The 22,465-nt window shown below is 36.3% G+C and carries 22 protein-coding genes and 1 pseudogene; 13 read left to right on the forward strand and 10 right to left on the reverse strand.

Annotated elements, in window-relative coordinates; all coding sequences use genetic code 11:
• Positions 1-225 precede the first annotated feature (225 nt).
• From WKT13_RS12620 to WKT13_RS12635, 4 genes are all read right to left on the reverse strand, one after another.
• Positions 226-912: a hypothetical protein gene (locus WKT13_RS12620; protein ID WP_340324148.1), complete on the reverse strand. Its 687-nt coding sequence runs from the start codon at positions 910-912 to the stop codon at positions 226-228.
• Entirely contained in the window at positions 873-4,295 is a 3,423-nt protein-coding gene (locus WKT13_RS12625; RefSeq protein WP_340324149.1) for a serine protease, read from the reverse strand. The genes WKT13_RS12620 and WKT13_RS12625 overlap by 40 nt, the downstream gene beginning before the upstream one ends.
• Positions 4,279-5,472, reverse strand: coding sequence for an MBL fold metallo-hydrolase (locus tag WKT13_RS12630; protein WP_340324150.1), 1,194 nt, complete (start codon positions 5,470-5,472; stop codon positions 4,279-4,281). Before WKT13_RS12630 ends, WKT13_RS12625 begins: the two co-directional genes overlap by 17 nt.
• Before the next feature lie 121 nt (positions 5,473-5,593).
• Positions 5,594-5,920 (reverse strand): helix-turn-helix domain-containing protein, encoded by a 327-nt coding sequence (locus WKT13_RS12635; RefSeq protein ID WP_235303885.1) that lies wholly within the window; start codon positions 5,918-5,920, stop codon positions 5,594-5,596.
• A gap of 547 nt (positions 5,921-6,467) precedes the next feature.
• Between WKT13_RS12635 and WKT13_RS12640 the strand changes: the two genes are divergently transcribed.
• Positions 6,468-7,151 carry a hypothetical protein gene (locus WKT13_RS12640; RefSeq protein WP_340324151.1) on the forward strand — a complete coding sequence of 228 codons (684 nt, stop codon included), beginning with the start codon at positions 6,468-6,470 and terminating at the stop codon, positions 7,149-7,151.
• A 66-nt stretch (positions 7,152-7,217) separates the two neighbouring features.
• Positions 7,218-7,586, forward strand: a complete 369-nt coding sequence (locus WKT13_RS12645) for a helix-turn-helix domain-containing protein (RefSeq protein WP_340324152.1) — start codon at positions 7,218-7,220, stop codon at positions 7,584-7,586.
• Positions 7,587-7,621: 35 nt separating this feature from the next.
• Here the strand turns inward: WKT13_RS12645 and WKT13_RS12650 are convergent, their stop codons facing one another.
• The 4 genes from WKT13_RS12650 to WKT13_RS12665 all read right to left on the reverse strand — a co-directional run bounded on the left by WKT13_RS12650 (position 7,622) and on the right by WKT13_RS12665 (position 11,060).
• Entirely contained in the window at positions 7,622-8,557 is a 936-nt protein-coding gene (locus WKT13_RS12650) for a hypothetical protein (protein ID WP_340324153.1), read from the reverse strand.
• A gap of 22 nt (positions 8,558-8,579) precedes the next feature.
• Entirely contained in the window at positions 8,580-8,825 is a 246-nt protein-coding gene (locus WKT13_RS12655; RefSeq protein ID WP_340324154.1) for a hypothetical protein, read from the reverse strand.
• 4 nt (positions 8,826-8,829) lie between these two features.
• Positions 8,830-10,587, reverse strand: a complete 1,758-nt coding sequence (locus tag WKT13_RS12660; RefSeq protein WP_340324155.1) for an AAA family ATPase — start codon at positions 10,585-10,587, stop codon at positions 8,830-8,832.
• Positions 10,588-10,649: 62 nt separating this feature from the next.
• Complete coding sequence (locus WKT13_RS12665) at positions 10,650-11,060, reverse strand: hypothetical protein (RefSeq protein WP_340324156.1); 411 nt, start codon at positions 11,058-11,060, stop codon at positions 10,650-10,652.
• A gap of 428 nt (positions 11,061-11,488) precedes the next feature.
• On the opposite strand from WKT13_RS12665, the gene WKT13_RS12670 reads away from it, so the two are divergent.
• The 6 genes and pseudogenes from WKT13_RS12670 to WKT13_RS12695 all read left to right on the forward strand — a co-directional run bounded on the left by WKT13_RS12670 (position 11,489) and on the right by WKT13_RS12695 (position 15,734).
• Positions 11,489-12,658, forward strand: coding sequence for a hypothetical protein (locus WKT13_RS12670; RefSeq protein WP_340324157.1), 1,170 nt, complete (start codon positions 11,489-11,491; stop codon positions 12,656-12,658).
• A gap of 3 nt (positions 12,659-12,661) precedes the next feature.
• Positions 12,662-13,531, forward strand: coding sequence for a hypothetical protein (locus WKT13_RS12675; protein WP_340324158.1), 870 nt, complete (start codon positions 12,662-12,664; stop codon positions 13,529-13,531).
• A gap of 57 nt (positions 13,532-13,588) precedes the next feature.
• Entirely contained in the window at positions 13,589-14,206 is a 618-nt protein-coding gene (locus WKT13_RS12680) for a DUF4313 domain-containing protein (RefSeq protein WP_340324159.1), read from the forward strand.
• Between the two features lie 15 nt (positions 14,207-14,221).
• Positions 14,222-14,377 (forward strand): hypothetical protein, encoded by a 156-nt coding sequence (locus tag WKT13_RS12685; RefSeq protein WP_164488568.1) that lies wholly within the window; start codon positions 14,222-14,224, stop codon positions 14,375-14,377.
• Between the two features lie 15 nt (positions 14,378-14,392).
• Positions 14,393-14,725 (forward strand): hypothetical protein, encoded by a 333-nt coding sequence (locus WKT13_RS12690; RefSeq protein ID WP_340324160.1) that lies wholly within the window; start codon positions 14,393-14,395, stop codon positions 14,723-14,725.
• Between the two features lie 31 nt (positions 14,726-14,756).
• Positions 14,757-15,734: pseudogene (locus tag WKT13_RS12695) on the forward strand (hypothetical protein).
• Between the two features lie 73 nt (positions 15,735-15,807).
• Here WKT13_RS12695 and WKT13_RS12700 read toward each other — a convergent pair.
• Both WKT13_RS12700 and WKT13_RS12705 read right to left on the reverse strand, forming a co-directional pair.
• Positions 15,808-17,427, reverse strand: a complete 1,620-nt coding sequence (locus WKT13_RS12700) for a phosphotransferase family protein (RefSeq protein ID WP_340324161.1) — start codon at positions 17,425-17,427, stop codon at positions 15,808-15,810.
• A complete protein-coding gene (locus WKT13_RS12705; protein ID WP_340324162.1) occupies positions 17,412-18,107 on the reverse strand; it encodes a CCA tRNA nucleotidyltransferase in 696 nt (231 codons plus the stop codon). Before WKT13_RS12705 ends, WKT13_RS12700 begins: the two co-directional genes overlap by 16 nt.
• 681 nt (positions 18,108-18,788) lie before the next feature.
• Here WKT13_RS12705 and WKT13_RS12710 point away from each other — a divergent pair.
• From WKT13_RS12710 to WKT13_RS12730, 5 genes are read left to right on the forward strand one after another with little or no spacing between them, the layout of a single operon-like run.
• Positions 18,789-19,727, forward strand: a complete 939-nt coding sequence (locus WKT13_RS12710) for a hypothetical protein (protein ID WP_340324163.1) — start codon at positions 18,789-18,791, stop codon at positions 19,725-19,727.
• Positions 19,724-19,993, forward strand: a complete 270-nt coding sequence (locus WKT13_RS12715) for a hypothetical protein (RefSeq protein ID WP_340324164.1) — start codon at positions 19,724-19,726, stop codon at positions 19,991-19,993. Before WKT13_RS12710 ends, WKT13_RS12715 begins: the two co-directional genes overlap by 4 nt.
• Positions 19,990-20,802 (forward strand): DUF4121 family protein, encoded by an 813-nt coding sequence (locus tag WKT13_RS12720; protein WP_340324165.1) that lies wholly within the window; start codon positions 19,990-19,992, stop codon positions 20,800-20,802. The genes WKT13_RS12715 and WKT13_RS12720 overlap by 4 nt, the downstream gene beginning before the upstream one ends.
• A 21-nt stretch (positions 20,803-20,823) precedes the next feature.
• A complete protein-coding gene (locus tag WKT13_RS12725; RefSeq protein WP_340324166.1) occupies positions 20,824-21,543 on the forward strand; it encodes an N-6 DNA methylase in 720 nt (239 codons plus the stop codon).
• 26 nt (positions 21,544-21,569) lie between these two features.
• Complete coding sequence (locus WKT13_RS12730) at positions 21,570-22,460, forward strand: DUF932 domain-containing protein (RefSeq protein ID WP_340324167.1); 891 nt, start codon at positions 21,570-21,572, stop codon at positions 22,458-22,460.
• Positions 22,461-22,465: the final 5 nt, after the last annotated feature.

Raw genomic sequence — 22,465 nt, forward strand, 5'->3', positions numbered from 1 at the left:
TCACTGACCAATTGGGATACAACCTCATAATAACTCGCCATGAAGATGGCTACTTGTTTAAATTTTTATAATTTACTCTCGTCTGGACAGATAATCTTGCCTCTTGGTACAGGTACAGCCCAATGAGTTCTTACAAAGAAAAAACATGGCACAGATTATTTTATAGCGCTTTATTTTACACTACCATTCAAATGGAAATTCATCTTTTTCTGATTCTTCTTCCTTCTATCGTTTCAACTTTTGATAAGAGTCCTCTGCGATGTACATAGATTGAATAGGCTTTATATCATTTCCATTATAAAAAAAGCAACCAGATAAATCGTATCTTGTACTTCTGGGTTGATAATGTCCGTCATGCAAGAATTTTTCCCCAGATATATAATATATTAATACTAATTTTTCATCTTGAAGGTAATGATCCAAAATATCTTTTCTTATTGCAATTCCATTAAATCCTTTTTTACAGAAGTTCATAGAAACTACCTCATCTGTTTTTTTCTTTCTCACAACCCCTCTTTCTGCCGTATATAAATCTAATTTATTCATTAACCCTTCATTGGGAGCATAAGCTGTCGATAGAAAATTATCGGCATTTCTCAAACCGTCATAATTCTCTTGGAGTTGTCCTTTATTCGAAATTATAATATCGCATGGACAACCATGCGGTCGTTTCTCATATTCATAACATTTAGTTCGCTTATATCTATCAGACCATGTATATTCGTTCCAAAGAAATTCATACGCGCCATGACTTTCCGGCATCCACCCTCCATGAAAATTTTTGTCTTTTGCCCAGCTATTAAAGGCATGAATATCCTCCTCTTTAATAAAGATGGAATCTACGAACAAGAAAAGTTCTCTATTTAATTTTGTTATAACCTGATCGCATGATTGATGAGATTTAAGTACCAACCATTGGATACCTTGTTTGTTATAATGAATACTGGCAATGGTAACGGAAACTTACGATCCATCCAATCATCATCCGACATTTTTTCACCAATGTTTAATGAGCCATCTTCTTGAGGTTCCATTCCACATTTATCTTCATCTGTCATTGTAGGGGCTATATATGGAATAACATCAGAATACCATGGAAAAGGAATACTTGGTAAATCATCATATATGTTACTGTTATATCTATCTTTATAACCATCTGTCATTTTACAATGGTCACTTAGTAAGGCTTCAACTTTATACAATGCTAACCATTGATACTTCTTTCCTATACGCTCTGTCTTATTCTTGAAACGATTTGACGAATAGCTGTCCTTAAATAATACTCCAATCTCATCAGTCCAGTTGTACTCATGTTTAATGAGATTATTAATCATTAAAAGAATGTCATCAAGAAGAACAAAAGACGTTTGCCCCTCTTTTTCGTTAATATATATATTACTTGTATTCCGACTATTGGTTCCTATAATATATCTGTTAAAATCTTCAAAACCATTAATAGACTCATAAAGCAACTGTGATGGATATGATGTGCCAAAATAATTTTCAGTAATATCATCCCATTCATCAATAATTAATCCATTGGGATTCATAGATTCATATGGTGGTTGTACTTGTGATAGCAAATCTTCGTTTCCTAATTCTCTAGAAAATGCTAAAAGTGATAATGTCCAATGTCTAACAATAATATCTAATGGTGCCTGAGCTCTATCACTATAGTGACTCTGTTTAATTTTTTTCGCTATCTCTGATATTGCATTTTTATCTCGAGATATAAGTGAGTAACCATACACAGCAGCATATAGAATATGTAATACATATGGGTCATTACAAGTATGTAAATCCTCAATGAGTAATGATACAAAACCTGTATTTCCAAATTTTTTCATTATTGATACTATTCGTCTTAGGATAATATGTCTAACTTGTGGATGAGGAGAAGTACACATCCACAAGAATAAAATACAAGCTTTGTATGCATCATCTTCAGAGTGAATTTGAAAGCCTATACGCTGTCTGAAGTCATCTTCATAATATTCTTTATACAAATCACCTATATAAACTGACCATTTCATATCGCGTTCATACATGGTCATGGCAAGCATTGCACTATTAAAAACTCTTATATTATCAACAGACAACGAATCGATTAAATCAAGAATGCTGTATGGCTCGTAAATTCTATTTTCTAAACTCCATTTAGCAATCCTTTCTCTATTGATATTTTGCAATTTAATACTTTCAAACAGTTCTTTCTTGAATGTGTTTGTAAATGTATTGTCTAATAATAAGGCATCTGAAAAATCCCACTCAGACAATAAAGCGATAATAAAATGTTCTAGATAACGTGAAGAATGCTTTTTATTCTCATCTAAAAGGAAAGAACGAATACTTTGTTCATTGCGTTTGCTATTTTTGATAGTTGCTACTTTTAGAAAATCACCTAATTGTTCATATTCAAATTGTACACAATTGTAATTATTATTAATGATTGGCAACAAAACATTCTCTTTTAGACAAACATTCAGGAGATTATTACTCCAAGTCCTATTGCGGCATATTCTATCAGCATAAATTCGAGCTTTCTCACGTGGAACTGGTAAGCAATGTCTATAATTTAGTGAATAGTTTGCCAAATCCATTAAAAATTTTATAGTGATATAACGATATTCATCTTCGTCAACTTTACGGCATATATCTGCATTTTTCTCCAATATATAATATACATATAAGTTTGATCTCGGAGAATCAATCACGTTATTTATTCCATAACTTTTTGCTGCTTGACAAAATATTTTAAGGAAAAGCGGATTTTTAAAATCTGATTTGTACCGTTGCATAATGGTTTTATTCTCTGGATTTTCAATCCTATATTCTTTAAAATAGTCATTTGTAGCTTTCTCGACATCGGAAAATCCATCTATTGTCATATCTTCTACATTTTTGTTCTTTGCAAAGGTAGAATACAGGTAATCATCAGACTGAGAACGTACAGAAAGTATCAACTTAATGTTATTGCAGTTGTTTATTGTGTCGTATAACACAGGAAGCTGCTTCTTCCAATAACTGTCTTCCGCACCCTCATTAAGCGCATCTATTATTAGTAAAGCGATACTATCATTTTGTTTCATTTTATCGTCCAACAGATTTAAGTCTGTTTTATCAAAATTGAGCAATTTACATATTTGCGGTATTATCTCTTCAGAAGCAGTGAACTGACTTCCAAATAATAAATATACATTTATTTGTTTGCATAACTTCTGGGCTTCATGACATAAAAAATGGGTTTTACCACACCCTGCATTACCTCTTACAATAATGACCTTTTTGTAGTAATCGTTTATTGTTTCACTGAATTTTTGATAATTAGGTAAATTTTCTATATAAAAATCTCTTTCAGAACTTTCTTCAGAATTCTCTGAAAGTTCAAAAAAAGCCCATAATTCATCATCTTTTTCTCTTAAAGATGGGAACTCTTTTTTATATGCTTCATTTTGTTTTAATATTTTCTGAACCTCATCTCTGAAAGTCCTTTTCGAAGACAAAAACCATTGTCTATACTTTTCACATTGTTTTTTTACATTTTCAAATCCATCTTTATTTATAAAGTTATAAAGTTTAACGCTGAAGTCACTGATGTCTTGATGGAGTTTAGGATTATATCTATTACCGGCTAACTTTATTGCTTTATATATTTGATTTTGGCTTGTTCTACGACCATAAGTTGATGTATCTTCTGAAAAATGATCTTGTTTGTATGGTATATTTTTTTTGTCAAACCAAGGACTTGTCAATTGTCTGATGGATATATACCCCAATGTTTGTGAAACACTTCGGGTCATTATTCCTATTACAGAACCAAATTCATTTATAACAGGAGAACCTGAGAATCCTTTATAGCTATACAAAGCTAGAGTATCTTCTCGAATTACAACAATATCATATTCTAGTCTATGAACTTGTTGCCGGTTTCTTATAGATAAGGAAATAAGATCTTTATTATTTCCTAGTTCAGAAGGATAGCCTATTACCTTCAATTCCAAATCTTCATTGAATTCAGCTGCAAGAAGCTGCAATGTTTCATGAGGAATATGTTTTGTACATTTCAGAATCACAACATCATTATGGCCACCTAATTCTTCAACTTCACATAAAATAGACTCTCCCATATCTATAAACACAGGAGTTTCTTTGTTGTACAAATGGTCTATGACCGCATGACGTACTGTTAGCAACGTATCTTCACCAACAAAGAACGCCGTTGCATGTTCACTACCGCATTGTAACGGGACAATAGCATTGAACAGAATTTTTCTTGTTTCAAATTTTAAATGCATCTATCTGATTGTAATCTGCCTCAAAATTCAAGGCTGTTTTTATTTTTATTGGAGCATTTACATAACGCTCTGTAATTGGATTTTTGTGGTTAAAATGTAAATAGTGCAATTGTTCATTTCCATCTAAACTACTAGTGAGAATCTTTGCTATAGTAGCTTCTGAAGGTCTTTCCTTTTGGTTTCCGCCTGTAAATATATAATGTCTGGTTTTTATTGTTTCAAACAACTGTAAACTAGTACTATACATACTGCCATGATGTGACATTTTTGTTACCAATAGCTTTAATGGCAATCTTCCAGTATATTTTTCTTTTATCGTTTCTATAACAACCTTGGGAGCTGCATCCCCTAAAAAAAGGATACGAGCATCATTATATTCCCAAATAAATGCTATAGATGCAATATTTTCCTCTGATTCATCTTCTTTCTCTATTTTTGCTATTCGATTCAGATATTCATTTGTAATATCTGAGTTTGATGTTGGCTGAGAATCTGTTATATCATAATCTTCTAATTGTTGTAACAACGTCAAGAGCTCGAAAATATTCGCCTCATTGATGTAATTATTTTCTTTTCTTTTATAAAAATATCTCAAGAATGCTTTCTGATATTTCTGATCAAGTTTATCAAGAGCTTCTTTAGTTGGAGATAGGAATACTAATTTCCCAAAACTAAAACCATCAACACTTTTTAGTTCAAAGTCTTTGCTATCGACTGTTATATAATTGGTATACCAAACATTTTTCCAGTCATTATTATCATATATACTTTTTGCTAATAAAATTGCTTTCCTAGCAGAAACCTTATATTCACTCTCCTCAATTACGGAAGGTAACTCTTGCATATATTCATTAATGAGGGTCTGCATTGAGTCATTAATAGTTTTTTCAGATTCTTTTGGTTGCTGATAACAATTGTATATAATATTCCCAATTTGCAGGTCTGGAGTAGACTTTAACATTGTAGACAATCCTGCAATATGGTCGTTATCTATGTGTGTGGCAATTAATAAGTCTATACGTTTATGCAACGTATTTTCTACAAATTCTTTTATCTGTTTATTATATGAGCCACAGTCTACCATCAGATGAAATTCATTCCCATTATCATCTGTTATTAATAAAAAAATACAGTCACCTGGACCACAAGGAAAAGTTCTAAATAATGCTGTAGCCATATTTAAAATAAATGATTATAAAATTCATAGCCTTCAGAGTCGCGAATAGATTCATAACTCATCTCTCCAATCAACCTTGGTGCTTTCAGTCAATCAAAATCTGCAAATACATAAAGTCTTTTCATACCTTATTCTTTTTGGATGCTCTTTCTCGTTTTTTAAGACTCAAATCCTGCAAGGTCTTTCCTATTGCATCTTCTTTTGCAAGCAGAAGAATATCGTTATCCAGCTGAAGCGCATAAAGCACCCTAAGATAAATACCTATTGCCACTGTAGGTACACCTTTCTCTATGCGTGAAACCGTAATGGGCGAACAGGTAGCACGTTCGGCAATCTGTGCGACACTAAGATTTCTACGCAATCGTGCAAGTCTGATTTGCTCACCCACAATTTGCATCTTCTGACCCAGTTTTCTTGGCAACTTAGTACCCATCGTACTTTTCGTCATAACTCACTCAATATATCATATAATATGCAAATATAACGGTTTGACTTTATTTTAAAAACATTATAAAAATAAAATTCTGATGACATCACTTCTTATCTATTTGACGCTATTTTCACCCTTTGTTTGCGAGTAACATTTTTATTTGGTGAGAATGACCATCTGGCACACTTCGAGTTTTTTTTAGTGCATTATAATAAATATACCTACCACTTTCCTGGCGGTCATACTCCAACAGTTGAAGAAGTGCAAAAATATTATGTACCATTGGCGGAACGATTATTGGAATTATAGCGTAACCTATCATATAATATAGAAAAAATACTACTTTTATTTATTATATGATAAGTTATAAATTCATATCTTATATTCAATCTCATAAATTAATCCGCCCCTATTCCATCTGAACACTTATTACTTTCCAATAATAATCAAACTATTTATGACAATTAGTGACGTTTGATGAAGTCTGATGTCACTCTTATCATTTTCTGATAATACATAATCAATAAACATTACCTTTGCTCACGAACAGTTAAACATACGGCTTATGTATTTGAAGAAATTTGAATATTTTATTTTAGATTCTAGTGTAGCTAGAACATTACTTCTTATGGCACTTGCTATACGCATTGAAGCAATCAATGCAGGCTTTGATCAGTTCAGCTCAAATATTATTTTTATATCGGTCTTTATAATATCTACAGGATTATATATATCAATGCAAATTGCATTATACGAGATAATTATATATTTATGTCATCATAGCAAATCTTTGTCTATCCATGAACATCTTAATGATTCTGTGATTGAACCAGAACAAGCATTTATGGAATATGAAAAACTCCGTTCGAATACTATTATAGAACAGAAACGTACGAACGATAAAAAGCTAGAGTTAGTACATATATACATCCATCAAACGATGGCTGCTTATACAAGCCAAGAAAATCTGCAGCGCCTCTGTGCTTATATTTCAGATTTCTTTCAGGATAAAACTGCTATAGATATTATTCCTATAAAAGTAGATTCAAAATTGAAAGCTATAGATGTTATGCATTTGGGTTGGAACATAGGTAAAGCATTAGGTAAACGACGTTCATATACAGCAGAATTCATTAAAAAAGTATTTGCTGATACCATGAAAGAAAATGAAATCAACACTATAATCAAAAAGATGTCTCACTCAGAAACAGAATGCCTGATTAAATTAAATCCAGATATAATTCAATAAATCAGACTTTATATTCATAAATATTGCATCAACAAATATTAATCCTCAAAAGCAAAAACAGATACTATGACAAAAGAACCTATCACATTCGACAAGCTTCCGCAGGCTGTAAGCTATTTAACAGAACAAGTAGAGAAAATTTATCAATTAGTTGAAACCTTACAAGCACAGAAACCGGATAATCAGCATCAACTAATTGACATAGATAAGGCTAGCATACTTATCCAAAAATCAAAATCGACAATCTATAGACTTGCTCGTACAGGTCTCATCCCAGCCTATAAACGTGGTAAGAAATTATATTTCTATAAGGATGAGCTCCTTAAATGGATAGAGGCTGGCAAAAAACAAAGCCAACCTCTATCATATCAGGAACAATCCACACAAATACTTCGTGGGATGAAACGCAAACCTAGAAATGGGACTATTATATGATTTCTATTCTAATTATGTTATTAAAAAAGAATTACTCATTTACCACATTGTTTTTTGATATCGTTTTTTAATTTATCAAAACAACGAGCCTTGTCCTCAGTATATTCACCACGGAATATTTGATTTTCAATTTCCTCTCTTGTTTTTGTTCCATTGAAAAGTACCTCCAACTGGCTTATGTGTCCCGGAGCAAAATCTTGGTATAAATCATATTGTTTCAAGGCCAATTGCTTATGATAATTATATCGCTCATCTAATCTAAATTCATTAATAATTTCTTGATAAATACTCTCTCTAGGAGTAAATTCTAAACGAAAATCGTTAGGGTGTTCTTGCATCCTAAGCATAGAAACATTTGTATCATATGCAATCTTAATGGTTATTTCCTGATCGAATTGATAATTTTCACTTGTAGGAGAAAGCATCAAAAGTTTTGTTTTATCAGTACCTCCTATTTTATCAGCACCCTTCAACTTTTCATTACACACAGAGCAACTTGGGACAAAATTATAGAACGATAATCCGACTAAAGGACAAACGCGTTTAGGAAGGAAATGATCTAAATCAAAATGATTACGAAATTTTTTTTCTAATCTTTCACTTTTACTTGGATTCACGTTCCTGAAATAACGATAATTATTAAATATATCAACTACATTACTCACATCTGTTCCATGACATAAATTAAATATAGCATTAATTACAGAATCAGTATATTCCTCATCTTCTTCAGACCTAATATATCTCTTGAGTAAATATTTATCAGCACTTGTTAGAAAAGTTGCAAAATCCTTATATACATTAGAAAATCCATAAGTATTGATAAAACTGGTTTCACAATAGAAGCATACAGATAGATCCAATTCCTTAGAATATTTCATAAAGAAATCCGCAATCTTAGGTTGATATGCATCTACTATAGGAGTATCCACTCCAGAATAATGAAACAATTTTTTTAATTCAGTATGCAATTCTTCATGATTTCTTGTTTTTTTACTTCCTTGAATATCTATAATCTATATACATATCAACTAATTGGGAATATGTCTTTAAAAAAATATCTATTATGTTATCAGGATATAATTGTTGAGGAAATTCATTACGACTATATTGCCAGAGTTGTCGCTTTAATATATCCCATCTATCCTGCATAATCTGCAAATTTTCATGAAAGATATCTTTATATTCTTTCATTAAAGAATCCATTATATATGCATTCGGGTAATTAATTCTTCTCATAAAGTTAACTTTTTAATAGTTTTTCGATTTCTGAAACCCTCAATATTAGACGTCTCTTTTCCTCCTCTAAAATTCGTTTATTATTATTCCTTAACATTATTGTATCAAGCATTTCCATCAAGGTATTACGCAAATAATTTTCTCCAATAAGATTAACAACTTTACTATAATATTCAATTTTTGAGAAGAAAACATCTTTTACCTTTTGGGGTACATTGTTCGTCACATCATACATATCTACTATTTGTTTTACAGAAGCTAATGCTACCTCACCTATAGGATTTTGAATAAAAAACTGGTTATATAATAAATCATGTATATTAGATGCAAAAGTTTGATTATCTTTATTCTCAGTTTTTCCATCTTTTAGATAAAGTATTCTATTTTTAGGGACATCAGAAAGGACAAAAGGTGAGTGCGTCACTATAATAATATTTACAGAACGAATTTTTGTATTATTTATATGACACCATGAAAGCATCTTAATAATATTTGCAATCATTGTCCGTTGCATTTCTGGATGAAAATACAATTCTGCTTCGTCAAGGACCAAATTAATATGATGATAAGCTTTTCGATAGCTATCCTCTCTTATACTTTCAATATTCTTAATATGGTATAGAATATAACTAGCACTTTGTAATATTTGTTTCTCTCCACTACTCATTTTTCCTAATGGCATTCCATTATTCATATCTTGACTAATTTTTTCTCCTTTAGGTAGGAAATACATCTTCCACTCAAATATTGATGGAGGCAATACCGCAAAGACTTCATCATAAGTATGAAAACGTTTTCTTTGCTTGTTTTCAGGCAACAGACTATTATTTATTTTTAAATTACGTTTAATAATTTCTTCTGCTGATATTTTCTTTACAGACGTCAGATATTCTGCTGTACCTATAGGTGCGTATATGGGATCATAAATTTTACGCTTAAGAAATTCTAACACTTGATGGATTTTCAATGTAATATGTGTATACTCTTGAACTGATAGTATTTTGTTAATTACATTTTCAATATTAGTTTCATTATCTTCTATAAACCTCATGGTTCTATTCTCTCCTCCAGTTAATGTATATGAACTTCCATACAACTCTTTCAAGTATTCTTTTTCACTTTCTGTCCAAATTCTTATCCCTATCATTTGACCAAATGATGGATAGTTTAAGCAGATTTTTATCGATTTATATACTAGATAAGTCAATCTAGTTTCTTTGATTGGTTGAGCATATTCTTTAAAAGGCACAAAACCTTCAAGTTTTCTATTCCACACTTTACAAAAGTTGTCATGTAACTTTTTCACCTCTTTTTCATCTAAAAAAAGTTTATCATTACATAACTTCTTCATTTTATTGTAATAGCGTATGGAACATGTATCATCAAAACGATATTCTATATAAACAGGCTTATATTTATCCATAAAACATTTTCCTTGAGACCAAAATAAAAGACTAAGTGTTGCTAATCGTTGTTCGGCTAAATCTTTCTCATTGGAAATGTTAATATTACCCCAGTCATCTCTATATGGCACAACAACCAACGGTGTAAGATATCCATCGTTTTTATGTAGTAATCCTCGTACCCATTTCCCATCAATTCCCAATTCTCCTAATGGATTCATAAGTGTTTCTGTAACATAATCTGCTTGACAGAATGAATGAATGCTATAGTTAGTACATATTGTATAAAAAAAACTCGATAATATTTTTTTTCTTTTACTATCTGATATATAATCTGATTTAAAATCTTCTTTTACCATTGAATGATTTTTACCAGACAAATAATAATAGCTAATATTTCCATAGTTATATGCAATTTTCCCTAAATTACCATCTGTCTCAAAAAAAGTGAAGCGGCAAACCCCGTCGCTTCTAGAAGTCTTCTACCAACTGGTACATGTAATTCGTTTTCTTTCTGATACTTTTTTTTATCTAAAACGGTATAGGCAAAATTATTTATAATACGAAACATTAACTCTAATAAAGTTGTTTTTCCCGATCCATTTTGTCCTACAATACATGAAACTGATATTCTTAAGCCATCAGGAAAAGATTCGTCTGTCGCATATTTATAAATTGACGATAAAAGTTCATCATCATTATCTTTTTCCCAAATCCATTTATTATTTTCTGTTGGTTCATTATAATCACCAAAAGGATACCATCCACCAGGTTTCTGGTTTTTTATAACAGCTGGATAGCCTTCGTTTATTTTTATTCCAATTATTCTCATAATAAAACAATATTATTAGTTTTAAATTTATTACACGTAAGAATAAGAATTTTCAAACCTCATGAAATATACGACAAAATAATTAAAAACGTAATTATATTTTTTTATTTATTTGAATTATTCCATAATAAACCATCATTGCAGACTAAATGAAAGCTTAATAATATCAAGAATGTATCAAAAAAATAGAAGAAAAATAAGTTCTTTTATTTAATATTTCATTTCTTACAGCAAATATCGCCCTTTGCCACTGACTATGCAAGGCGGCCCTATCGGGCTGGTTGGCTGGAAAAAAATCATCCTCGCTTCGCTCCGGTATTTTTTTCCGCCAAGCCTTGCACTGTTCATTGGCAAAGAACAGCCGGGCCAATAAGAAATTGAAATACTGGCTCCACGGAGCCGGTCATGTCTAATTTAAATAAAAGAATATGACTGAAGAAGTTGGAAAGAAGGTATGTGAAGGTACAGTAGCAGACCTCATGAAGGACAAGACCGGAAAACAGACGGTTATCACGTTGACAAGAAAGAATGCTTACCGAGTGAAGAAGATCAGAGAACAAGGGACGGATGACGAATCCGTCCTTTTTCATTTCCGTAAACGCTGTACGGGAATGGACTCCTATGTACACACCATCGAAACGGCAGACGGGGAAACAGAACTGCATCCAAATGTATTTGAAAAATGGGAAGCTGTGGAATTTCTGTATCCCGGCTATCTGGAAGACCTGCTTGATGCTGCATACAACGCATACAGATGGAGTTCCTTCGAACCTGAAGCAAGGGCGGAAACAGACATCATGCAATATGAAAAACAACTTGTAGAGGATCTGAAACAGATTCCGGAAGAAAAGCAGAACGAGTATGTCAGTGCATACCATAGTAAGTTCTCCGCCCTGTTGGGTAGTCTCTCACGATGTGCCAGTCCGATGGTGACAGGACCTGCCAAGTTCAACTGCCAACGCAACAACAAGGCACTAGACGCATACCAGAACAGATTTGATGAATTTCACGACTGGCGCAACCGCTTCAAGTCTGCCATGGAAAGAATGAAAGAGGCTGCCAAACCGGAAGAACAGAAGCAGGAAGAGGTATGGAACCGCCTGAAGCGTGACATTGCAAGCAGCGCACGGACTATTCATGATATTGATACCGGTAAAGCAAGAGGATACAGCCGTGCCCTGTTCGTCAGCAGTATCCTTAATAAGGTAAGCACCTATGCGGGAAAAGGAGAAGTGGAAATCGTACAGAAAGCAGTGGACTTCATTACAGACTTCAATGCGCAATGCAAGAAACCGGTTATCACTTCGCGGAACCGTTTCTTCCAACTGCCGGAAATGGCACGCCAGGCCAGACTGAAACTTCAGGAAATCAGAGAACGGGAAAACCGTGAACTGAAATTTGAAGGCGGAATGCTGGTATGGAACTATGAGGTAGACCGCCTTCAAATCCTGTTTGACAGTATTCCGGATGACCAGAGGCGCAAGGAACTGAAATCATACGGTTTCAAATGGTCGCCGAGATACCAGGCATGGCAACGGCAACTTACACAGAATGCCGTATATGCAGTCAAAAGAGTGTTGAACCTGCAAAACCTATAAGACATGAAAGACCGATTGAAATATGTAATCGATTCCCGCTACTTCGACGGAACATGCCTAACAAGTATGAGTGACGGATTCCACAATGACTATGGTGGGGAAACAATCGAAGAACTGCGCATACGGGAAAACAATCCCTATCTGAAAGCCGTAACACCTTCTGAGATGGATAAGAAACTGCGGCTATACCATCAGTCCCTGTCCGAACCGTTCAAGGAAATCACCGAAGAAGACTACTATGACTTGCTGGATGTACTGCCACCCTTGCGCATGAGACAAAACTCGTTCTTTGTGGGAGAACCGTATTACGGAAATATGTACTCTTTCTGCTTCACCCGTCAAGGAAGATATTTCAAGGGCCTACGCTTCGTACTTACTCCACAATCCGAACTGGACAGTCAGATAGACCGTCACATGGAAATCATCAACCGAAAAGCCGTGATCTCAAAAGAGGAAACAGGCAAAACGGTCACAACCGGAACCAGACTCATTCCCTATTATTTTTCACTGGACGGAAAACAGCCCGTATTCATCTGCAACCTTGTCATCCAATCAGATTCCAGACAAGCAAGGACGGACATGGCGAATACCCTGAAAAGTCTTCGCCGGAACCATTATCAGTTCTATAAAGGGAAAGGACATTACGAAACTCCGGACGAACTGATAGACCATATATCAGGAAAGAAGTTCACCCTTGTTTCCGACGGACATTTCTTTCAATATCCTCCCGACAGGGAATCCGCAACTTTCATCGGACATATCAAGGAGACATCAGAGGAATTTCTTTTCCGGATCTATGACCGTGAATATTTTAAAAGACTGAGGACCGTGAAAAAGGAGTCCGCACAGGAACAAATAAATATCAAATCATAACATTCGGGGGAATGCGGTAGAATAACTGCCGTATTCCCTCATAAAAACAATACAAGTATGAACAAATCAAACACTCTATACTGGAAAACAGCCACAGATCCGGCTGAACGCATTGAGGTCAGACTCGTCCTGAACAGTTATATCGACAATGACAATCTGTATGTAGGACTTGAATCCCGGTCTAAGGAGAATCCGGAATGCTGGGAATCCTACACGGACATCACCGTCAACCTCAATTCCCTTCCCCCGTTCCATGCCTATGTGGACAACTGGGACTGCAACAGACATGTACATGATTTCCTGACCAGTAACAGAATAGCGGAACCTGCCGGATTTGAATATCAGGGATTCAGAATGTTCCGCTTCAATCCTGACAGGTTGAAGGCACTCGCACCCGAACAGTTCAAGACAATCAGCGCCAAACTGCCACCACAGGATGACATGATAAAGGACATCATCTATCAGGAAAGACGTTTCCCTTTGAGAACTGTTCAAGACATTCACGGAATATATCTTGTTTCAAGCAAGGAACTGGAAGAATCTCTGATCGAAGGAGTACGGAACCTGGATGCTGCGGCAAATGAACTGCTGGATGGCATCTGCCTGTTCTGCTCCACACAGGAACTGCGCTATCTTACGGATGCAGAACTGATAGAAACAATCTACGCACAATAAAAAGGAGGAAAAAATATGAAAACCGGAGACATTGTATTTCTGAGACGTCCCTATAAGGGATACCGTGCCGTCGAATTGATGGAAAGACTGGAATACCGCTGGCTGGTCAGGATTGTCGAGAGCGGTCTTGAACTGGAGGTATATGAAGATGAACTTATATCAGAATTTTAATACGGACAAAGTGTTATGGAAAAATATCAGTTTGCATTCCATTCGGAAATAATCGGCTATACCTCTCCTCATATCGGCGAGGTCAGAAAAGCCATACACAGAAAAGTGGAAAAGGAAAAGTCTGCTGCCATAAAGAATGATATTGAGCTGCACATGTACAAGGTACATGACGGCATACCGGTTCTCCTTAACACCTGCTACCTGTACGATGAAAAGGGATGTATGGTACACGGAAGTATCAAGGGAACCAAGGATTATCTGCTTGAGACATGGAGATACCATACAAACAGACATTCCAAAGGTTTCAGTTCCACAAGAATCAGGCCCTGCACGACAAGCAGGGCCTGATTCGTTTGTATAACTCTTAAAATCAGGAATCATGAACCAGACATTACAACTTACAGACTATATTCCACAGTATGTAAGCCTCTACTACGTGGACTATCGGGATGATCTTGATGAGCATGAAGACATCCAGGAGGAATGCATCCGTTCCAACAATATGGAAAAACTCTATGAAAAGGCATACGAATGGTATGAGGAACAGGAAAGTTCAAACATGCATGACTATCTGGAGGAGACAAGAAAGAATATGGAAACGGACAATTTAGCCGGAGAGTTTGAAGAGCATGAAGATGAAATCAGGGAACTTATCTATGACCGGAACGATTCCGATCCGGTAAAAGACCTGATACGCAACTCGTCCGTCACTAATTTCTTCTATTCGCTCGAAGTGGAAATCAGCGGATATCTGACCGGTTGTTCACTGTGGGGAGAATCAGTCGCCATGGCCTGCCATAAGGTACGCCGCGCACTGTATCTGAAAAAGGGGCAGTTTGACGAGAAGATTGAAGAACTGGTAGAGAATGCCACATACGGCGGAGAACTGCGCATCTACTTCAACGCCATGTTTGACAGGCTCATCAGCAAAGACCCTGAGAACGATTTCAAGAGCATCCGTTTCCACGGGAATGTAGTGGTGGCCATTGCCGACAGACGGAACGGTTCCGGACATCATGTACGGATTCCGCTGGACATCACTTTCCCTTTCCGAAGGGAGAACCTGTTTGTCGATTCACAGGTACACTATTCCTATGCCAATGAAGTCTGCGGCATGACCAATGACTGGTGTGATTCCACAAAATGAGAAACGGGCATGATACCTTTTACCGGCTCTGTCCGAAAAAGCCGGATGGCTGAATACAAGAAACAGGAAGCCGCTTATGAGCAGACATTCCGAAGCGGGAAATGCACCTTCGGTGACATGAACTACAAACGCCACCGTGACGTGCGATATTCGAATGAATATCCTGCCGGATGCAGATGCCCTCATTGCGGTACTTTCTGGATTGACTGAAAAACATTTATTAGCCAATAAAATTATATCTAACAATTGAAACTTTTTCTCATATTTTCTTTTTATAAATTTACTAATTAGAAGATCCAAATAAAGCTTTAGATGATCTACGGAGCATAGTAACAAACTCCATCATTGCAAACCCTGCAAGGAAAGAAACTATTAGATATGTATTTAAATCTTTGCTACTAAAAAGCGATGAAAACATAGAAGTCCGGAATGCAACTATAAGAAAGGCGGTTATTGGCACACCAATTATAGGTCGAAAGACATACCAAGGCCACCATGTATCCATATTTTGTCCACCTTTATAACACTCCCAACCTATATAATCGTAAAACGTACGTGCACAACAACCTAGAAAAACTATACATAAAGTTAAAACAAAAAGTTGTTTTGTATTAGAGTAATTATTATTAGACTTATAAATTAGTTCATTTACCTTTTTTATATACTCTTGCTTATGAGAAGCATTTTTTATAGAATCAATAGGTTCCATACAATTGTATAATAATTCTTTTTCGGAATTATCTATAGCCTTATAAGTAGAAATAGAAGTATCAGAAATAGCAAACCATATAGGCGGCTCATTCTTAATTGTCAGATTACTTGTTAAATTCTGAATAGGAATTTCTACATTTGATTCTGACAACACTTCTGAATAGTTGATAGATGTACAATACAATGCTATAAAACAAAATATAATAGTAACACCTAGTATTAAAAATTTTTTCCACATAAATTTTATTATTTGCATTATTCTTTCAAACAAATTATATTCTTTAATAAATTGATTATCTATTGCATTTACATACGGAAGAAAAACATCAAGTGGCTCTCTTATAGTATTATTAGGAGTGTTAAAATTTGTATAAGGTGATAATCTAATATATCTAAACACAGCATAAAAGTCAAGTGTTTTTTTTACTTCAACATCTCTATCAATATTGTATTGTTCAAGGATAAGTCTTGTAAAAGGATGCGTAGGACTACTATGTGACAAGATATAACCAATACCCAAAAGTGGATCCCCCGACATCATTCCTTCAAAATCAATAAATGCAGCTAAATGATTATCTTTAGATATTATTATATTATCAAAACTAAAATCACTCCATACTAAGCATGGTGATGGTTCTTTTATTTTATCAACATAGTCAAAGAGTCCATTACAGATTTTGATATATTTTAAATTTTTTGTCTGCTTAAAATATTTTCTAGACTTTTCTATTTCAGCCTTAAGAAAATGACTCCATGAATTATATTCATTGATTCTACCTCTATTGACACCACCATATCTATCGACTTTTATTTTGTTAATTTCTTGATAATTACTAATTACCTCAATACAAATATTCTTTAATTCATTCTCATTTAGAGTGGTGAATTTATCATTGAGTGTTTCACCTTCTACCCATTCATATATGAGATAAGCAATTTTACCTCCTGTTCTATTTATACAAACTGGCAATGGAGCTTTTATACCTTTTTTTGCAAAATCTATAAGATATGAATATTCAACTTCAGCTAACCATCTTCTTGGATTTGGATAACAACGGACAACATACTTTTTAGTTTTTGTATGCATCTTGTATGTATCAGTCATTACCCCTTTATTAATATACTCAAGTGTTATATTATTCCAACCTTCAGCATTTAACTGTTTAAGAACTGTATTTATCGATGTAAACATTTGTATATATGTAAATTAAGTTCCTTACTTATATTTGGAGTAAAAAAATATGTTTTAAACATTTCTAGGTCTTTAATCCTGTAAGCATTTTTTATTACCCATTCCTTTGTTTGCTTTTCAAATTCAAAACCTAATTTATTTTGAAAATGAAGGAGACGAAACCAAAAAACAGAAATAGCCGACAGAGGTATATCATTAGAAACAGGTCTTTCTGGAAAATCCAAACGAACAGCTCGTAAAACACGATTGTTTATATCTGTTATGCCATGTACAGGATCATAAATAGTGCCTGTTTTAATATTAACACCTATTGCATTGGCAGTAAAATCAAAATTTTTCAACAAATCATCAATTGTAAGAATTGGTTTAGGAGAAACTACAAAATTGTAAAATGGGACAATGTCGACATAATGCCCATCAATTGCATTTGGATAAAATCGAGGTGAGCCATATTGTCCATATACAACACGACCATATTTCTCTAAATATGTAATTAGCATATTCAGTTCTTCTATCGTACAGTTTATAAAAACATCAATATCCTTACCACCATTTCCATATAAGATATAGTCACGAATATACCCACCACATATATAAAAATTTTCTATGTCCTGATAATCAAATAAAATATTCCATATTGGATGCTTATACAAAAATTGGAGACTATTTATTTCATTCATCTTTTTATTAATATTATATTGATTCTTCTTAATTCATTTACAAAACTAATAAAAGAATCTTTTTTTAGAACATAGATTATCAATTATTCTTCTTAGTATTTACCTTATTAAAGATGCCCTTATATCTTCTATATATAGAAATTACATAATAGCCTAAAAATCATTTTTAATGATTAATTCAAAATAAAAGGATTATATCAAATAACATTACATATGAAAATATTCTTTTTACAATCTTAAATTTTTAACGATATATACGTTATAAATTCTCTATTCACTGTGTATCAAGAATAAAAAAACAATTATAAAAATCCAATATGAATTTAATCATGTATAAGATTTACTCATGTTATAAAAAACTTTATACAATAAAAACATATTGATTTAATCAATAGCACCTTACAACAGCGTACATTTGCTTTTCTGAGAAGATCTCAAAAACATCTATTAAACTTGACAGCATCCTCATTTCTTGCTGCAAAAATAGCTGTTTGCCGCACAACTCCCGCAAGGCGGCCCTGCCGGGCTGGTTGTCTGGAAAAAAATCATCCTCGCTTTGCTCCGGTATTTTTTTCCGCCAAGCCTTGCAGGGATGTGGGCAAACAGACAACAGGGACAACAAGAAATAAGAATGCCTGTACTTTACAGGCAGACAATGTATAACAATAAATATCAGAAGTCATGATTACAGACCAGAAGACACAGAACAGGCTTCACGCGGATACCGGAACGGAACTGTTCTCCATCAGACAAAGGAAGGAAGCCGTCACAAGGATGCTGGACATTCTGAAAGAGACTCCGGAATACCTACAGGTTATGAACCATATACCGGCTTATGCTATGGATGACGATACGTCAGAATGGTGGAAATCGGAAGAATCGGAAAATTTCATGAACTCACTCCTGGAAGTGACGGAAAGCTATACTCCGAACGGATACAGGTTCGGACCGAAATCCGGCACGGCCGACCTTTACGGCTACTGGGAATGCAAAAACGGGCGGACAACCCTCTTCCATCTGCTTTTCAGTCTGGAAAGCGGATATGAATGGGGAAAAGGTCTTTCCCATGAGAAAACGGATGCATTCTACAAGGAAATAAAAGAGAAATTTCATGAAGAGGGATTCGATACGAACAGAACTGGCTGTACGTTACCGATCATGTATCTTGTAAAAGGAAAGACACGCCTGTACGTGCATCCGATGGGAATAAGCGGTTACTGTGAAACACTGCATATTCCACAGATTACAGCCATATTGAAAAAAGGAGGCCGTACATTCCGTCTTGTAAAGGATACGATAGCTGAAGAGGTGTATTCCTTCACCGATGAAGAAGAAATGGAATATTACCGTGCCAGATACGGAACGTGCATCCACAGGAATATACTGGATGCCTTCAATAACCGCCGGGCTGGGAAAGAAGATATCCTTTCCATGATGGCATCACGGATAAATGTGGCGATGACATCACATCTGCACGGTATCGGATATGATTCACCGGCATACAGGTTCGTGCATGAAGCATACGACAGACTGGTAAAGAGCGGAAAGCTGAAGGAGAATATCAGGAAGACAGGTTGCTGCAAAATCATAATGGCCACTTCAAATACCAATGCAATATGAGACTGAATTACAATGACATGCTGCTTCTAGCAATATGGGAATACAACAGGAGACAGGACGAGGATCTGACCCTGGAACAGTTTCAGGAAACATTCGGACAGGTTCCCGGCGCACATTTCCATGACAAATGGGTGCATTATTACAACAAGAACCTGCTGATGATGGCCGCCTATTTCAGAGGTGAGGAAGAAAACGGCCAGAAATTCTGTGACATGATCACCCGACAGGTTGAACGATATACACAAAACAGGAGGAGAACAGGATGAATACAAAGATACGATATGACCTTGACAGTCTTGAACTGGCAAACGGTGAATTCGGGTATCCCATAACAGAAAAGGAAGTACGGAAAGTGAACCGTATGCTGGAACTGATGGAGAATGTCCGAAGCAGGCAGATGTGCCCGACAGAAGGAGACTGCGTGGAATTTGTCTCACGTTCTGGTGACTATTTCGGAAAAGCTCATATAGAACGGATAACAGGCAAATATGCGGATATATGCCTGATACCGGAAACGGTATTCTGTTTCGATGACATGGGAAAAGCCGCCTATGATACCACCGGAAGTCCCTGGACGCAGGTCAATATCCGGAACATGAAACCCGTAGGTACAGAAATCCGCATATTCAGGACATGGGGATTCGGGAAGCGCAGCAATACGGGCAGTCTCAGGTTCGATGCTCCGGTCAGGAAATGGGAATACAGAGAACCGAATCCGTTATATGACGGTTACACCACCCGTAACTGGTTCCGCTATCATATCATGAAACACCGGGACAGGGAAAGGACAGGCGAATATACCTTCCGCAGCGATTCATTCACGCTGTACAGCCAGAGCGAGCTGGACGAGCTGGCCACAATCCTGAAAGGCAGACTCTACAAGGGAATCCTGCCTGACTCTCTTGTACTTTGGGGATACCGCATGGACATTAAGGAAATATCACGTGAACAGTGGAACGGTATGGGACAGCACGGACAAATCCGCATGAAATTCATGGGATACGGTCCGGTCAGAATCCACACGGACAATGAAAACCATACCATAACAGTATACAGAATCAACGACAGTCTATAACAAATTATAAAACAAAGGAATATGGCACGATATGAAATCTCCAATGAAGTCAGGCCGCTTGACATACTCATCACAGGCTTTGCCTCCTCATGCGGCTATGAAATACAGACCGTATTCAACGACCTGCTGCGTTTCATCATCCACGGCTTCTCTCCGGGAGCACCGCCAATAAGCAACTGGAAATACAAGCGTCAGCAAAATGCCTCGTTCATGGAAATGACAGCCAAATGGACACGTATCATGCAGAAACAAATCGGCAGGTCGGGCTGGTTCGACGCTTTCGGTGAACTCCACATGGCTTACTGCTCAAAACCGAGACAGCAGGCAAACGGACAGTTCTTCACGCCGTCACATATTTGTGAACTCATGGTCATGTGCGCGGCAGGTAAAAAAGAGACCGGACAGAGGATGGGAGATCCCACATGCGGCAGTGGAAGACTCCTGCTGGCATACCATGCGCACAATCCGGGAAACTATCTGGTCGGAGAAGACATCAGCCGGACCTGCTGCATGATGACCGTATGCAACATGCTCATCCACGGATGTGTCGGGGAAGTGATCTGTCATGACAGTCTCCAGCCGAAGGCATTCACCGACGGATGGAAAGTCAACCAGACTCTGCCCTTGACGGGAATACCTTCTATAAGACGCATGAAGGAAGAGGAATACAGGAATCCTCTTCCGGAAAATATCGGACGCTTCAAAGAGGCAGTCCGTATCATCAACCTATTGGACAAATAATTACCAACCTTTTAAAAAATATAATTATGGAAGCTTTAGCAACATTGAACAATCAGAGACAGTTTGATTTCCAGAACAACGGAATCGAAGTAATGGACCTTGAAACACTACAGCGTACCTACAAGGAGAACGACATCTACGGCAATCCGGTCAGGGGTATCTACCACTATCAGGTCATCCAGCGCATGACGGACATCTGCCGCCGTCACAACCTGAACTATGAGGTGGAGGAAATCTTCGCCGCCCAAAACAAGAACCGTACACAGCCCGGTGTGGTCATCCTGCCGCAGGTGGAACAGACCTATGGAGAGAAGGCGGTAGAGGCACATGTACTGCGCAGAATCTTCACCACCATCCGTATTCTGAACGGGGATACCGATGAACAGACAACCACATTAGTGGTAGCCTACCATCAAGACGGTATTCAGGCGGCAATAGGTCCCTGCGTACGTATCTGCCACAACCAGTGTATCCTTTCACCCGAACGAAGCGTTGCCAACTACGGCAAGGACAAGGTGACTACCGAGGAACTGTTCGGGAAGGTGGATGACTGGATGCGCAATTTTGAGCGTGACATGGATGCGGACAGAAGCCGAATCCAAAGGCTCAAGGAAAAGGTGTTGACACCCGGTGAATTATACATGATCATCGGTATGCTGACGGCTCTGCGTGTATCGCATGACAGTGCAGACAAAAGACTGGCATCACAGGTGGACACCTATCCACTTAACCAGGGACAGATTTCCGTGTTTACGGAAGAACTGCTCAAACTCTCACTTGAACAGCCACGCATTACAGCGTGGGATGTCTACAATGTAGCGACAGAAATCTACAAGCCTGGAAAGACTGATTTTCCTGCCATGATTCTACAGAACGGAGCAATGGCCGATTTCCTGCTTTCATATAACCAGAATTAAGCCAC

This window comes from Prevotella sp. HCN-7019 (genome assembly GCF_037890215.1).
Taxonomy (GTDB): domain Bacteria; phylum Bacteroidota; class Bacteroidia; order Bacteroidales; family Bacteroidaceae; genus Prevotella.

Excerpts from the sequence above, each read along its gene's own strand:
- WKT13_RS12660 (WP_340324155.1), bottom strand. The coding sequence starts at position 10,587 with ATGGTAAAAGAAGATTTTAAATCAGATTATATATCAGATAGTAAAAGA.
- WKT13_RS12725 (WP_340324166.1), top strand. The coding sequence starts at position 20,824 with ATGGCACGATATGAAATCTCCAATGAAGTCAGGCCGCTTGACATACTC.
- WKT13_RS12655 (WP_340324154.1), bottom strand. The coding sequence starts at position 8,825 with ATGAGAAGAATTAATTACCCGAATGCATATATAATGGATTCTTTAATG.
- WKT13_RS12670 (WP_340324157.1), top strand. The coding sequence starts at position 11,489 with ATGACTGAAGAAGTTGGAAAGAAGGTATGTGAAGGTACAGTAGCAGAC.
- WKT13_RS12645 (WP_340324152.1), top strand. The coding sequence starts at position 7,218 with ATGACAAAAGAACCTATCACATTCGACAAGCTTCCGCAGGCTGTAAGC.
- WKT13_RS12710 (WP_340324163.1), top strand. The coding sequence starts at position 18,789 with ATGATTACAGACCAGAAGACACAGAACAGGCTTCACGCGGATACCGGA.
- WKT13_RS12715 (WP_340324164.1), top strand. The coding sequence starts at position 19,724 with ATGAGACTGAATTACAATGACATGCTGCTTCTAGCAATATGGGAATAC.
- WKT13_RS12720 (WP_340324165.1), top strand. The coding sequence starts at position 19,990 with ATGAATACAAAGATACGATATGACCTTGACAGTCTTGAACTGGCAAAC.
- WKT13_RS12705 (WP_340324162.1), bottom strand. The coding sequence starts at position 18,107 with ATGAATGAAATAAATAGTCTCCAATTTTTGTATAAGCATCCAATATGG.
- WKT13_RS12640 (WP_340324151.1), top strand. The coding sequence starts at position 6,468 with ATGTATTTGAAGAAATTTGAATATTTTATTTTAGATTCTAGTGTAGCT.
- WKT13_RS12665 (WP_340324156.1), bottom strand. The coding sequence starts at position 11,060 with ATGAGAATAATTGGAATAAAAATAAACGAAGGCTATCCAGCTGTTATA.
- WKT13_RS12625 (WP_340324149.1), bottom strand. The coding sequence starts at position 4,295 with ATGCATTTAAAATTTGAAACAAGAAAAATTCTGTTCAATGCTATTGTC.
- WKT13_RS12680 (WP_340324159.1), top strand. The coding sequence starts at position 13,589 with ATGAACAAATCAAACACTCTATACTGGAAAACAGCCACAGATCCGGCT.
- WKT13_RS12690 (WP_340324160.1), top strand. The coding sequence starts at position 14,393 with ATGGAAAAATATCAGTTTGCATTCCATTCGGAAATAATCGGCTATACC.
- WKT13_RS12685 (WP_164488568.1), top strand. The coding sequence starts at position 14,222 with ATGAAAACCGGAGACATTGTATTTCTGAGACGTCCCTATAAGGGATAC.
- WKT13_RS12630 (WP_340324150.1), bottom strand. The coding sequence starts at position 5,472 with ATGGCTACAGCATTATTTAGAACTTTTCCTTGTGGTCCAGGTGACTGT.
- WKT13_RS12635 (WP_235303885.1), bottom strand. The coding sequence starts at position 5,920 with ATGACGAAAAGTACGATGGGTACTAAGTTGCCAAGAAAACTGGGTCAG.
- WKT13_RS12730 (WP_340324167.1), top strand. The coding sequence starts at position 21,570 with ATGGAAGCTTTAGCAACATTGAACAATCAGAGACAGTTTGATTTCCAG.
- WKT13_RS12675 (WP_340324158.1), top strand. The coding sequence starts at position 12,662 with ATGAAAGACCGATTGAAATATGTAATCGATTCCCGCTACTTCGACGGA.
- WKT13_RS12700 (WP_340324161.1), bottom strand. The coding sequence starts at position 17,427 with ATGTTTACATCGATAAATACAGTTCTTAAACAGTTAAATGCTGAAGGT.